This window comes from Thermosipho sp. 1070, assembly GCF_001682135.1.
Lineage (GTDB): Bacteria > Thermotogota > Thermotogae > Thermotogales > Fervidobacteriaceae > Thermosipho > Thermosipho affectus.
Genome location: NZ_CP007121.1, coordinates 465,900 through 480,000, shown reverse-complemented (window position 1 = coordinate 480,000; position 14,101 = coordinate 465,900). Strand labels below are relative to the sequence as shown.

At 32.9% G+C, this 14,101-nt stretch carries 16 protein-coding genes; 14 read left to right on the top strand and 2 right to left on the bottom strand.

Translation table 11 applies throughout. From position 1 onward, the window contains the following. Positions 1-3: 3 nt before the first annotated feature. Together Y592_RS02405 and Y592_RS02400 are read right to left on the bottom strand one after the other, a co-directional pair. Positions 4-363, bottom strand: coding sequence for a hypothetical protein (locus Y592_RS02405; RefSeq protein WP_075665470.1), 360 nt, complete (start codon positions 361-363; stop codon positions 4-6). A gap of 15 nt (positions 364-378) precedes the next feature. Continuing rightward, positions 379-1,059 (bottom strand): 16S rRNA (uracil(1498)-N(3))-methyltransferase, encoded by a 681-nt coding sequence (locus Y592_RS02400; protein WP_075665469.1) that lies wholly within the window; start codon positions 1,057-1,059, stop codon positions 379-381. An 86-nt stretch (positions 1,060-1,145) separates the two neighbouring features. Here Y592_RS02400 and leuS point away from each other — a divergent pair, with 86 nt between their 5' ends. The 14 genes from leuS (at position 1,146) to deoC (ending at position 14,095) form a co-directional block, all read left to right on the top strand. Further along, positions 1,146-3,617 (top strand): leucine--tRNA ligase, encoded by a 2,472-nt coding sequence (gene leuS / locus Y592_RS02395; protein ID WP_075665468.1) that lies wholly within the window; start codon positions 1,146-1,148, stop codon positions 3,615-3,617. Between the two features lie 14 nt (positions 3,618-3,631). After that, the gene (locus tag Y592_RS02390; RefSeq protein WP_075665467.1) at positions 3,632-4,618 is read left to right on the top strand and encodes a peptidyl-prolyl cis-trans isomerase; all 987 of its coding nucleotides are present in this window, start codon (positions 3,632-3,634) and stop codon (positions 4,616-4,618) included. Between the two features lie 71 nt (positions 4,619-4,689). Further along, complete coding sequence (mtnA, locus tag Y592_RS02385) at positions 4,690-5,730, top strand: S-methyl-5-thioribose-1-phosphate isomerase (RefSeq protein ID WP_075665466.1); 1,041 nt, start codon at positions 4,690-4,692, stop codon at positions 5,728-5,730. Between the two features lie 5 nt (positions 5,731-5,735). Beyond that, positions 5,736-7,010, top strand: coding sequence for a serine--tRNA ligase (serS, locus tag Y592_RS02380; protein ID WP_075665465.1), 1,275 nt, complete (start codon positions 5,736-5,738; stop codon positions 7,008-7,010). Between the two features lie 10 nt (positions 7,011-7,020). Then, a complete protein-coding gene (gene dxs, locus Y592_RS02375; RefSeq protein WP_075665464.1) occupies positions 7,021-8,868 on the top strand; it encodes a 1-deoxy-D-xylulose-5-phosphate synthase in 1,848 nt (615 codons plus the stop codon). Next, the gene (locus Y592_RS02370; RefSeq protein WP_075665463.1) at positions 8,837-9,166 is read left to right on the top strand and encodes an Asp23/Gls24 family envelope stress response protein; all 330 of its coding nucleotides are present in this window, start codon (positions 8,837-8,839) and stop codon (positions 9,164-9,166) included. The genes dxs and Y592_RS02370 overlap by 32 nt, the downstream gene beginning before the upstream one ends. Before the next feature lie 13 nt (positions 9,167-9,179). Beyond that, positions 9,180-10,790 (top strand): DAK2 domain-containing protein, encoded by a 1,611-nt coding sequence (locus tag Y592_RS02365; protein WP_077197933.1) that lies wholly within the window; start codon positions 9,180-9,182, stop codon positions 10,788-10,790. Between the two features lie 10 nt (positions 10,791-10,800). After that, positions 10,801-11,199: a SoxR reducing system RseC family protein gene (locus Y592_RS02360; protein ID WP_075665461.1), complete on the top strand. Its 399-nt coding sequence runs from the start codon at positions 10,801-10,803 to the stop codon at positions 11,197-11,199. A 1-nt stretch (position 11,200) separates the two neighbouring features. Beyond that, entirely contained in the window at positions 11,201-11,965 is a 765-nt protein-coding gene (locus Y592_RS02355) for an alpha/beta hydrolase (RefSeq protein WP_075665460.1), read from the top strand. Between the two features lie 5 nt (positions 11,966-11,970). Beyond that, positions 11,971-12,402, top strand: a complete 432-nt coding sequence (gene fliW / locus Y592_RS02350; RefSeq protein WP_075665459.1) for a flagellar assembly protein FliW — start codon at positions 11,971-11,973, stop codon at positions 12,400-12,402. A gap of 9 nt (positions 12,403-12,411) precedes the next feature. Further along, entirely contained in the window at positions 12,412-12,639 is a 228-nt protein-coding gene (gene csrA / locus Y592_RS02345) for a carbon storage regulator CsrA (protein ID WP_075665458.1), read from the top strand. Further along, complete coding sequence (gatC, locus tag Y592_RS02340) at positions 12,626-12,907, top strand: Asp-tRNA(Asn)/Glu-tRNA(Gln) amidotransferase subunit GatC (RefSeq protein WP_075665457.1); 282 nt, start codon at positions 12,626-12,628, stop codon at positions 12,905-12,907. The genes csrA and gatC overlap by 14 nt, the downstream gene beginning before the upstream one ends. A gap of 10 nt (positions 12,908-12,917) precedes the next feature. Further along, positions 12,918-13,367 carry an SsrA-binding protein SmpB gene (gene smpB, locus Y592_RS02335; protein ID WP_075665456.1) on the top strand — a complete coding sequence of 150 codons (450 nt, stop codon included), beginning with the start codon at positions 12,918-12,920 and terminating at the stop codon, positions 13,365-13,367. Between the two features lie 11 nt (positions 13,368-13,378). Then, positions 13,379-14,095: a deoxyribose-phosphate aldolase gene (gene deoC, locus Y592_RS02330; protein ID WP_075665455.1), complete on the top strand. Its 717-nt coding sequence runs from the start codon at positions 13,379-13,381 to the stop codon at positions 14,093-14,095. Positions 14,096-14,101: the final 6 nt, after the last annotated feature.

Sequence of the window (14,101 nt, the reverse complement as noted above, 5' to 3'; positions counted from 1 at the left end):
CGCTCATTTTGTTTTTATGTTGAAATAATCCGTGTTTTCATCATTTTCTATTTTTTTAATTCTATGTATGGCTGATTCTGTAATTCTTTGTATAATAGCGTTCAGATCACTATTTTTTGAAAATTTTTCAATTTCTTCCTGCCATTTTTTAGAAAATTTTAAGTTTTTACCGTCAAGGTATACATCCTCTGGTGTTAAATTTTCAAATATTCCATCTACTTTTGAAAGCAAAATTTTTAGAGTTTCAAAGAGGATTTCCTTTACTTTTGATCTTTTTTTTGCAAGAGCTATTTTTTCCCTGTAGGTGGGTTCAATTTCATGTTCAAATTTTACGTAGGAATAAACTTTTTCACCTTTAATCATATAACCACCCCCTTTTTAAATTTTGTTTAATTTGATCGCTACAAAACTGAGGAATACAAAGGCAGCAGTTTCAAATCTCAGTATTTTTTTTCCTAACGAAACAGATTTGAAGTTTTTGGTTAAAAACTCCTTTTCTTTTGGTGAAAAGCCACCTTCAGGGCCAACAATGAAAGATATGCTCGAATCAAATTTTTCCGGTATTTTTTCACCTGAAAGATCCAAAAAGAAAGTATTTTGTGTTGCATACTTTGGAATTTCATCAAACGTTATGAATCTAAAATTTGGAAAATAAACTCTTGTACATTGTTTTGCACTGTTTCTAATAACAAGTTCGATTTTTTCCGGTTTTTCTGTGTAGTTTCTATTTGAGTATTTGGTTTTAGTAATGTATATTTTATCAACTCCCAATTCTACTGATTTCTCAATTAACCATCTAAGTCTTTCCCATTTTCCAGATGGCGCAAATAATATTAAATTTTTTTCTTGTAATTTCTCTATATGTTTAGACTCTAAAATGATTCCAAAAGATTTCTTTTTTTCAATTTTTTCAATTTTTACAGTATATTTATTTCCCTTTCCATCTGTACACTTTATTATTTTACCTTCTTTAACTCTAATGGTTTTAAAATGTTTTGTTTCATGTTCGTCAAATATGAATTTTTCTTTGTCTTTATATCCAAAAAATATGTTAGGCATCTTTTCACCTCTTCACATCTTATTTGTTAAGTGTTTATATTTATAGTATAATAAAATTAAAATGAAAATAAAAGAGGAGGGATTCCATGAAAGAGTATATTCCAAGTAAAATAGAAGAAAAATGGCAGGAAATATGGGATAAAGAAAAGGTTTTTGAAACCCCTCAGCGTTCGGAAAAGAAAAAGTTTTATAACCTAGTTATGTTTCCGTATCCTTCTGGTACATTGCATGTAGGTCATGTGAAAAATTATGTGATTGGTGATATTGTAGCAAGGTATAAAAGGATGAAAGGGTATAATGTTTTACATCCATTTGGTTACGATGCCTTCGGATTGCCCGCTGAGAATGCAGCAATAAAAAATAAGATCCATCCAGAGAAATGGACCTTTAAAAATATTGAAATAATAAAAAGCCAGATAAAAAAGATTGGAATAAGTTATGATTGGGCTAGAGAAGTTATTACATGTACAGAAAGTTATTACAAATGGACCCAATGGATTTTTTTAAAGTTGTATAAAAATGGTTTAGCCTACAAAAAGAAGGCAGCGGTTAATTGGTGCCCAAGTTGTCAAACTGTTTTGGCAAATGAACAAGTAGTGGATGGGAAGTGTGAAAGATGTGGAACAGAAGTCACAATGAAACATTTGGAGCAATGGTATTTTAAGATTACAGATTATGCAGAAAGGTTATTGAATGATTTAGAAAAATTGGAAGGTTGGCCGGAGAATGTAAAAACGATGCAAAAAAATTGGATTGGTAAAAGTACGGGTGCTGAAATAGAGTTCCCCGTAGATGGTTTGGATATGAAAATAAAGATTTTCACAACAAGGCCAGACACCCTTTGGGGAGTAACATTCATGGCTATTGCACCTGAATCTCCTTTGGTAGAAACATTGGTTACAGAAGATAGAAAGGAAGAACTTTCTAAATTTTTGAGAAAGGTTTCGCTTGAAGATAGGTTTAAAAGAACTAGTCTTGAAGCAGAAAAAGAAGGATTTTTCCTTGGAAGGTATGCAATTAATCCTGTAACAAAAGAAAAAATACCTATTTATGTTGCAAACTATATTTTATACGAATACGGTACCGGGGCGATAATGGCGGTTCCTGCACATGATCAAAGGGATTTTGATTTTGCAAAAAAATATAATCTTCCCATTCGGGTAGTTATTGACAATCCAGAAAGTTCGATAGATGCTAGTAAGATGGAAAAAGCATATGAAGAAGAAGGAGTTATGGTTAATTCAGGCCCTTTTGATGGAATAAGAAGTACTAAAGCACTTGGAAAGATAATAGAATACATTGAAAAAGAAGGTATTGGTAAGAGAAGTGTTCAATACAAATTAAGGGATTGGCTTATTTCAAGACAGAGGTATTGGGGTGCACCCATCCCCGTTGTGTATTGTGAAAAATGCGGAGTTGTTCCCGTACCAGAGAAAGATTTACCAGTAAAATTGCCAAAAGATGTTGAATTTTTACCAACAGGGCAATCTCCTCTTTCATTAGATGAACAATTTTTAAATACCACGTGTCCAAAATGCGGTGGACCTGCAAAACGTGAAGCGGATACTATGGATACGTTTGTCGATAGTTCTTGGTATTATTTAAGATATGTAAATCCAAAGCTTGAAGATAAACCGTTTGATAAAGAAGATGTAAATTACTGGATGCCTGTTAATCAATACATTGGCGGAGTGGAACACGCGGTGTTACATCTATTGTATTCCAGGTTTATTACAAAAGTACTCCACGATTTGGGCTATTTAGACTTTGAAGAACCATTTGAGAACCTGTTTACGCAAGGTATGATTTACAAAGATGGTTGGAAAATGAGTAAGTCGAAGGGGAACGTGGTTTCGCCAGATGAAATGATTAAAAAGTATGGTGCAGATACTCTAAGAACGTACATATTGTTTATGGCTCCACCTGAAAAGGATGCGGAATGGAGTGATGCGGGAATAGAAGGTGTAAATAGATTTTTAAAGAGGTTGTGGAACAATGTTTATTCTATTTTGCCAAAAATAAAGGATGTTAAAGCGGAAAATATCCAATTAAAAGATAAATCGGAGAAAGATTTGAGAAGAAAGTTGCATCGAATAATTAAGAAAATAACAGAAGATATAGAAGGAGGATTTAAATTTAACACCGCTATAGCTGGTTTGATGGAACTTAACAATAGTTTGTCTGAATATTTGAATAAATCAAGGGAATTGAATCTACCGTTACTTAGAGAATTAGTGGAAAAATTAACACTCATTTTATCACCATTTGCACCACACATGGCAGAAGAGATTTGGCATGATTTGGGAAACGAAACTTTAATAGTGAATGAAAAATGGCCAAGTTATGATGAGAGCGCTTTGCAAGTCGATGAAGTTACGATTATCATACAAATAAACGGAAAAGTAAGGGGAAAAATACTTGCAAAAGTTGATACAAATGAAGAGGATATAAAGAAATTAGCATTTGAGAATCCAAAAATTTCTTCATATTTAAAAGGGAAAGATGTAGTAAAGGTAATTTATGTGAAAAATAAGTTGCTCAATATTGTTGTTAAATGAGGGAGGATGAATTTATGAAAAAATTTCTTTTTATTTTTTTAGTGCTTTTCTCTGTAATAGCTATTTCTGAAGAATTACCTGCAACCTCAACAGTTGCGATGGTAAATGGTGAAGAAATCACGCTTTCAATGTTAAATAGTGTTGCAGATGTGCAAAAGTTAATGGTTAGTATAAGTCAGGTTGATCAAACGTTTTTTAACGTGCTTTCCAATACAGAAGAAGGAGTAAAACTTATACTTAGATACAAAAGAGCTGTTTTAGAACAACTTATAGATAAGTATTTAATAGTTCAATTTGCAGAAAAATACAATGTAAGACCCAGTGAAGAAGAAGTAAGGGCTTTAATTGATAAGCAACTTGCAGATTATTTGAAAAAGCAGGGGATAGATGAAAAAACGTTTAATGTGTACCTTCAATATGCAAATATGGGTACACTTGAGGATTTTAAAAATAAGATGTACTTTAATACGCTTGTAAATTTATCTATTGAAAATTTGTTTAATTTCGTCGCAAAAGATGCAACGGTTACAGAAAGTGAAGCAAAGGATTATTATGAAAAAAATATAGAAAAATACTCTACTCCAACTCAGTACGATATTTATATATTTAATTTTTCAAGTAAGTCACTTGCAAAAGATGTAAAAAATAGGATTATTTCAGGTGAATCTTTTGATTCACTGGCAAAAGAGTTGAAGCTAAATGACTACCATTATGAAGGGTTACCAGAAGGAAAAATCTTTCCAGAAAAATTGTGGATGTATATAAAGAATGCATCAGAGGGAGCAATTTTAGGTCCAATCAATGTGGAAGATAAGTTCTATGTATTTAAAGTGTTAAAAATTATGCCTATGCGTTCGAAAAGTTTTGAAGATGTAAAAGAAGATATTTTTAAAGAGTTACTAAACAACAAAAAGTCAGTTATCTGGTCTAATTTTATTGAGAACGAATTTAAGAAGTTTAAGGATGAAAGTAAGGTAGAAATATACTACGAAGTAAAATAAGGCCCCAAACGGGGCCATTTTTATTAAATATGTTATAATTTAATAAATGAAAAAATAAAGGAGGTTTGTATATGAAGTTAAAGACTATGACAATGGAATGGACAGGTGATGAGTTAATTTTGATTGATCAAAGGAAAATACCACTTCAAGAGGAATATATGCATTGTAAAACATATGAGGAGGTAGCATATGCAATTAAAGAGATGATTGTGAGGGGAGCTCCTGCAATCGGTGCGTCAGCTGCTTTTGGATATGTGCTTGGGGCAAGACAAATGTTTGATAAAGATTTTGATAAATTTATTGAAAATATGAAAAAGGTGCGTGAAGTACTTGCAAATACAAGGCCAACAGCCGTTAATCTGTTTTGGGCACTGGATAGAATGGAAAAAGCGTTAATAGGGTTTGGGAAACCCCAAGGATTACTTGAATTTCTCGAAGAAGAAGCATTAAATATTGCAAAAGAAGATATAGAGGTTAATAAAGCTATAGGAAGATACGGCGCAGAATTGTTGAAAGATGGTGATACAGTTTTAACTCATTGTAATGCTGGGGCACTTGCGACTGTGGATTATGGAACAGCACTAGGAGTTATTAGAGCCGCTGTGGAGCAAGGAAAGAAAATTAAAGTTTTTGCCGATGAGACAAGGCCTTACCTACAAGGTGCAAGATTGACCGCATGGGAATTAATGAAAGATGGTATAGACGTTACGTTGATAAGTGATAATATGTCTGGATGGTCTATGAAACTAGGAAAGATAAATGCAGTGATTGTGGGTGCGGATAGAGTAGCAGCAAACGGGGATGTTGCAAATAAAATAGGAACTTATATGGTTGCAGTTTTGGCCAAAAGACATGGTATACCGTTTTATGTTGCTGCACCAACGAGTACAATTGATCTAAATACAAAAACGGGTAAGGATATTCCAATTGAGGAGAGAAAACATACAGAAGTTACACATTGCGGTGGAAAACAAATTGCACCAGACAATGTTAAAGTATTTAATCCTGCGTTTGATGTTACCGATGCAGAGTTGGTAACGGCTATAATTACAGAAAAGGGCGTAGTTTATCCGCCGTATGAGAAAAATTTGAAAAAACTTTTTGAGGAGTGATTTGGATGGTGGATATAAAACTTTTGAGAAACAACCCTGAGATATTTTATGATGCTTTGGAAAAGAGAGGAATGGATAAAGATATAATAGATAAGATTGTAGAAATAGATAAAGAATGGAGAAAAATTTTAACGGAGGTTAATAATTTAAAAGCTAAAAGAAATGAACTATCTAAAATGGTTGCTAAACTAAAGTCTGAAGAAAAAGAAGAAGAAGTAAAAAGTGTAATAAACAAGAGTAAGGAAATTGGTGATACAATTAAAAGATTAAGTGAAAAGCAAAAAGAATTGGAAGAGGAAATAAAAAATCTTTCACTTGAACTTCCAAATATTCCACATAAAAGTGTACCATATGGGAAAGACGAAACGGAAAATGTAGAAGTGAGAAGATGGGGAACACCCAGGAAATTTGATTTTGAACCTAAAGCACACTGGGATATAGGACCAGAACTTGGATTGCTCGATTTTGAAAGGGCAGCTAAATTGAGTGGTGCACGTTTTACCGTAATGTATGGTCTTTTAGCAAAGTTGGAAAGGGCATTAGTTCAATTTATGCTTGATGTACATACAAATGAGCATGGTTATACGGAAGTGTGGGTTCCACATCTTGTTCGAAGAGAGACTATGATATGGACGGGTAAATTACCAAAATTTGAGGAAGAAGCGTATAATACAAAAAAAGATGATTTATTCTTAATTCCAACGGCTGAGGTCCCGTTGACCGCGTTGCACGCAAACGAAATTTTGAGTGGAAAAGATTTGCCAAAAAAATATGTTTCATATACTTCTTGTTATAGAAGAGAGGCGGGAAGTTATGGGAAAGACGTAAGAGGAATGATAAGGCAACACCAATTTGATAAAGTGGAATTGGTATGGTTTACAAATGAAGACGAGTCTTTTGATGCACTTGAACAACTTACAAGAGATGCAGAAAAAATTTTACAATTATTAGAATTACCATACAGAGTTGTTAATCTTTGCAGTGGAGATTTAGGATTTGCATCGGCAAAAACCTACGATATTGAAGTGTGGTTGCCGTCTTACAACGATTACAAGGAAATTTCATCGTGTAGTAATATTACAGATTTTCAAGCAAGAAGGGCTAATATAAGGTATAAAGGTTTGGATAATAAACTACATTTTGTTCACACATTGAATGGATCAGGATTGGCAGTGGGACGAACTCTTGTGGCAATATTGGAAAATTATCAAAATGAAGATGGTTCTATTACAGTACCTAAAGCATTAGTACCGTATATGGGAGTTGAAATAATTAAATGAAGGTGATAGTTTGAATTATATAGAGTATATTAGATCATTAGATTATGAGGATTTAGAAAAGTTTGCAGGAAAGATAAGAAATTACATAATTGAAGTTGTTTCGAAAAATGGTGGACATCTTGCTTCAAATTTAGGAGTTGTAGAATTGACTTTGGCATTGTACAGAGTTTTTGATCCTTACAGAGATTATATAATTTGGGATACAAGTCATCAAACATATACTCACAAACTTTTAACGGGAAGGTGGGAGCTTTTCCCCACTATTAGAAAGTTTGGAGGGTTGAGTGGATATACTAATATATTTGAAACAAAGTACGATAGATTTGGTGCAGGACATGTTGGAACTGCTATTGCTGCAGCTCTTGGAATTGAGAAGGCTCTGAAATTAAATGGAGAAAATTCAAATGTGCTTGTTGTAATTGGAGATGGAGCGCTTACCTCAGGTGAATCACTTGAGGCGCTAAATCAAATAAAGACGTTAAATTCAAAGATAAAGATAATTATTAATAACAATTCCATGTCTATATCCAAAAATGTAGGTGCATTGTCGCACTTTCTTGAAAAAATGAGAACTAGTAAAATTTATTTAGATGCAAAAAAGACGATGAAAAGTAGACTTTCAAAGGGTGTTGAAAAAGAATTAAAAAAATTAAGGGATGCATTAAAGGTTTCATTGACTGGTGAGGACTTCTTTGAAAGTTTAGGATTAAAGCACTTTGGACCACTTAATGGACATAATTTAAAGGAATTGGAAGATGAATTTAAAAGGATCAAAGATTATGAATATCCTTCTGTTATAACTGTAAATACGGTTAAGGGAAAAGGATTTGAAATTTCCGAATTAGATCCAGAGATGTATCACAGTGCCGCCAAATTTGATATTTCATCTGGGACCTTTGTAAAAGAAAGTGGGATAATTTCATATAGTGAAGCTTTTGGAAAAACACTTGCAAAGGTTGCCGAAAAAGATGAAAAGATAGTAGCGATTACTGCGGCGATGAAAAAGGGTACAGGACTTTTTGAATTTGCAAAGAAATTTCCAGAAAGATTTTTTGATCTTGGTATTACAGAACAAATGTGTGTTACTTTTGCTGGTGGACTAGCTACACTTGGATTAAAGCCAATTTTTGCCGTGTATTCGACCTTTTTACAAAGGGGATTTGATCAAATAATACATGATATTGCACTTCAAAAACTTCCAGTAATTTTTGCAATTGATAGGGCAGGCGTGGTAGGTGAAGATGGTCCTACCCATCATGGGGTTTTTGATATAGCTTACATGAGAATGATTCCAAATGTGAAAATATATGCTCCAAAGAATATACAGGATTTGATGGGCACTTTATATACACTTTTAAATAAAGAATTATCGGGACCTGTTGCAATTAGATATCCCCGTGATTATGAATTTGGAAAATTTGAAGAGTTATATGATAAAATAAAAATGATAGATTTAGATAAATGGGAAATTCTTAATTTTGGGAAGGAAGTTGCAATTGTTGCAACAGGTTATCCAACAATGGGTGCGTTAAATGTTGCAAAGAAAAATAATTGGACACTCGTTTTTGCAAGAAGTATTAAACCAGTTGATGAAGAAGTAATAGAGTGGGTGTTTGAAAATCATCGAGTGGTTTTTTCAGTTGAGGAAGGTGTGAAAGCCGGAGGTTTTGGAGAAGAATTGTTAAACTTTGGAAAAGTGGAAATTTTAGCCATTGAGGATGAATTTGTAACGCATGGTACTAGGAAGCAATTGTTGAAATTGTTAAAGTTAGATGAAAACGGCATTGAAGAAAGGATAAAAGAGGTTTTTGAGAGGAGGAGTATATATGAAGATGCAAACCGAATTTGGAGAACTTGATATTACGTTGAATGCTATTAGAAAACTTGTTTATTTTGCGATACTTGAGACTTATGGACCTGTTAGTATTTCGTCAGATAGTTGGTTTTCAAAGATATTAAGTAGTGAAGAAAGTCGTGTGAAAATTCAAGAAGATGAATTTGGTCATGTTAAAGTAGATGCGTATGTTGAATTAGAGTACGGTACGAAAATTTCTGAGGTTGGGAGAAATATTATCGAAAATGTAAAACACAAGTTGCAAAATTTGGCTGGTTGTGAAAGTGTTGAGGTAAATGTTCATGTAATAGATGTAAAATAAGGAGGTTTGTGCCTTGAATAAATTAAATGGGAAAGAGTTAAAACTTCTGTTTATGAAAGGAACAGAAAATTTGTTGAAGCACAAGGATGAAATAAATGCTTTAAATGTTTTTCCTGTACCAGATGGAGATACAGGATCTAATATGTCAGCAACAATGCTAGAAGGTTGTAAGTATTTGGAAAATGTAGATAATGAAACATTAGATAATGTTATAAATGCCATTCGAAATGGGACATTGATGGGAGCACGTGGTAATTCTGGTGTTATATTATCACAAATATTTAGGGGCTTTACCGATGCACTAAAGGATAAGAGTGAGGTTGATATTGTTGATTTTGCACAGGCATTTAGCTCTGCAAAAGATGTGGCGTATGGAGCTGTTATGAAGCCTGTTGAAGGTACAATATTAACTGCCATAAGGTATTTGGCGGAAAATTTTGAGGTACTTTCAGAACAAAAGGATTTTAAAACATTCTTTGAGAAGGTTTTGGAAATATTGGATTCTGCGGTAAAAGATACGCCTAATATGTTGAAAAAATTAAAAGATGCAGGAGTGGTTGATGCTGGTGCCAAAGGATTATACTATATAGCAGAAGGTTTTTCAAAATACATTAATGGTGAAACAGATATTAATTTAGATATAAAAACTACGGCGATGCCCGTAGATGAGATTAATATGATTCCAGAGGATTTAAAGTACCAATATTGTACAGAACTTATTGTTCGTTCATATGATGATATCTCTTATGAAGAAGAAAAAGAGTTAAGAGACTTTTTGCATGAAATGGGAGATTCTGTGGTCTTTTTCTTGCAAGATAATATAATCAAATTACATGTGCATACAAATAATCCAGGAGTTGTTATTGAAAAATTTTTAACTAAAGGTGAATTGTTAAAGGTTAAGATAGATAACATGAAAGAACAACACGAACATTTTATATCAAAAGAACAAGGGGAACCAAAAAAGAACGGAATAGTTGCAGTTTCGCCCAGTGATGGCATTTCAAGAATATTAAAGGATTTAGCAGTTGATGAGATAGTTTTAGGTGGGCAAACCATGAACCCCAGTACTGCGGATTTAAAAGTTGCAGTGGAAAGTGTAAATGCTGAAAATGTTTTTATTTTTCCAAATAATTCAAATATAATACTGGCGGCAAAGCAAGTTGCGGAAACGACAAAAGATAAAAACGTTTATGTTGTTGAAACTAAGAATGTACAAGAATGTATAGCGGCGATGATAAGAAATGTACCAGATGAATCTCCTGAGAGGTTATTTGAAATATTTAAAGAGACAATAAAGGAAATTTCAACTATATCTATAACTAGGGCGGTTAGAAATGCGAAATTGCAAGGAGAAAAAATAAAAAAGGATGAATACTTAGTTTTTTTGAATAATAAATTTGTTGTGCATGATTTTGACTTTCAAATTGCTTTGAAAAAAACATTTGAGAAAATAGAGGACATAGATGAAAAGGAAATAGTTACTTTAATCGTTGGGAAAGAGGCAACACCAGTTGAATTGGATATTTTTAAAAAGTTTATTGAGGAAAAGTATTCATTTTTGGAAATTGAGACATATGAGGGAGGACAAGTGCATTATCCATTTTTAATTTTAGTTGAGTAGGTGAGGTAAAATGAAGGAATTGTTTAGAATTTCAAAAATTGAGGGAAAATATATATATCTTGATAGAGATGTGAGTGCTTGTGGGGCGTGTGCTTTATCTGGAAGTTGTAATGTAAAAAGTGTTTCTACTTTGAAAGTTGAGAAAGACGAAAAATTTGACTATTTTCCAGGTGATTTTGTAATACTTGATTTGAAGTATAAGCCTACGTTTCTGGCGTTTATGTTGTATGGACTTCCCGTGATTTTATTAATTTTAGGAGTGGGGTTAGGTGCTTTTTTAAAGCTTTCAGACTTGTTTAGTTTTTTTATTGGCATTGGATTTATGGGCATTGCGTTTTTAATTAACAAAATTTTGGATAAAAGGTTTAAACCTGTTATTTTAGATGTGCGGCACATCAAGGGGGGATAATGTGATATATTCATTTACTAGGGGTACTCCAGAAAAGGGATGGGTTGTCGTTGTTCATGGTTTAGGAGAACATATTGGAAGATATGAAAAATTAATAGATGGATTGGTAAATAAAGGGTATGGTGTAATCGGTTTTGATTTACCAGGACATGGAAAAAGTTCAGGAAAAAGAGGACATACTTCCATTGAGGAAGTAATGATGGTGATAAATGAACTTACTGTAAATCTCAATAAATTTCATATTTTCGGACATAGTCTTGGTGGGCTTATCTCTATACGATATGCTCAAGAGAATTTGAATAGAATAAAATCTTTAGTTGTTTCATCACCTGCGTTGTATGTAAAGACTTCTTTTTCACAGAAGTTATTACTTTCTGTTTTTGGACTTTTTTACCCTTCTTTTACGCTTTCAAATGGAATTTCTCCTGAAAATTTATCTAGAAATGAAGAAGCGGTGAAGAAATACGTGGAGGATGAATTGATTCACGATAAAATTAGTGTTAAGCTTGCAAGGAGTATATTGAAAAATGTAGCGCTTGCACATGAAAAAGTTGGAATAATTTACACTCCCACATTAATGTTAGTTGGTACAAATGATAGAGTTACGCCACCACAAGGTAGTTATTTATTCTTTAACAATCTTCAGATTATGAAGGAAAATAAGAAATTAATTAGGTTTGAGGGAGCCTATCATGAAATATTTGAAGATGAGGAGTGGAGTGAAGAGTTTTACAATAGGATCTTTGAATGGTATGAAAAGAGGTGAATAATTTGAAGTATAAAACCAAGTTGGGAGAACTTGATATAGAGGAAAAAGAAGTTATTCTATTTGAAAATGGGTTACCTGGTTTTGAGCATTTAAGAAAATTTTCAGTGATTTCCCTTAAAGATACGCTTCCAATAATGTGGCTTGTATCCCTTGAAGATGAAAATGTGGCTTTCCCCATTATGGATCCTTGGTTAGTGTATAAAGATTATGAATTTGAAATTTCTTCTGAAGATGTAAAAGAACTTGAAATAAAAGATAGAGAAAGGGTTGCAGTTTGGGTTATTTTGACAATACCGCATGGAAACCCAAAAGAAACGACGGTGAATTTACTGGCGCCCGTTGTTATAAATCTTGAAAATGGGAAGGGAAAACAAATAATTTTAGATGTGGATAAGTACAGTACTAAACATAAATTAGCTTCTTTGGAAAAATGAGGTGATTTTGTGCTTGTTTTGACTAGAAAAATAGGTGAAAGTATAATGATTGGTAATAATATTGAAGTTAAGGTTTTGAAGGTAGATGGTGGGGAAGTAAAAATAGGTATAACTGCGCCAAAGTCTGTTAGAGTATTGAGACGAGAACTGTATGATGAGATAAGGATGGAAAATAAAAAGGCAATAGATTTTAATTTAAAAGATATATCGGAGGTGAAGAGATTTGACGATAGATAAAAAATTAGTTAAAGATATTGCATTTCTTGCACGTCTTGAGATTTCCAACGAAGAAGAATTTATTGAGGAAATGCAAAAAATTGTGGATTATTTTGAATTGTTAAATGAAGTAGATACAGAAGGAGTAGAACCCATGTATACACCAATTGAAGAAAGATACAAACTTTCTGAGAGAAATAGGAAAGACTTTGAAGATGCGGAATTAATAAGAAATAATTTCCCAAAAAGGGAAAACAATTATTTAAAGGTACCTGGTATTCACAAATAGGAGGGTTTAGATGAAAGTAATTGCAACTAACAAAAAGGCATATTCGGACTACAATATTTTGGAAACATATGAAGCTGGTATAGAATTAAGAGGGACGGAAGTAAAATCTTTACGTGAATCGGGGGCAAATTTTAAAGATAGTTTTTGTAGAATTAAAAAAGGAGAAGTTTTTTTACTAAATTTGAATATTCCTCAATATAGAAATGGTAACTTAAACAATCACGATCCGGAAAGACCAAGAAGGTTACTTCTACATAAAAAGGAGATTCATAGATTAATTGGAAAAGTAAAAGAACAAGGTTTAACAATTATTCCAACAAAGATATATTTTAACAATAGGGGTTTGGTAAAAGTGGAGATAGCCGTTGCAAAAGGTAAGAGAAAATATGATAAAAGGGAAGATATAAAGAAAAAAGAAATTAATAGGAAAATTCAAGAATATTTAAAAAGAAATAGATAAGGGGTGAAAAGATGAATTTGGAGAAATTAATAGAGGATAAGATTAAGGAGTTTCACGAAAGTTATAAGTTTGAATTGAAAGATATAAAGGTAGAAGAAGTTAATAAATATATTGAACATACAAATTTGAAGGCCACTACTACAGAAGAAGAAATAAAAAAATTGTGTGATGAAGCAAAAGAGTATAATTTTAGAGGGGTATGTGTGAATCCTTCCTTTGTTCCGCTCGTAAGTGCTCAATTAAAAGGGACGGATGTTAAAGTTGTAACGGTAGTTGGTTTTCCTTTAGGTGCAACTTCTATTAAATCAAAAGCATATGAAGCAAAAATTGCTGCGGAAGAAGGTGCTGACGAGATAGATATGGTTTTACACATTGGTTATTTAAAGAGTAGAAACTACGAATATGTATACCAAGATATAAAAGCTGTTGTTGAGGCTTCAAAAAAGCCTGTAAAAGTTATTATTGAAACTTGTTATTTGACAGATGAGGAAAAGATTGCTGCATGTGTTATTTCAAAAGAAGCAGGGGCATCTTTTGTAAAAACTTCTACGGGTTTTGGTACAGCTGGTGCAAAGGCAGAAGATGTAAATCTAATGAGATGGGTAGTTGGTAATTTGGGTGTTAAGGCATCTGGCGGTGTAAAGACTTTTGAAGATGCAATAAAGATGATCAAGGCGGGAGCAAATAGTATTGGAACGAGTTCAGGTGTTTCAATTGTTAGAAAGTAGGTGAAA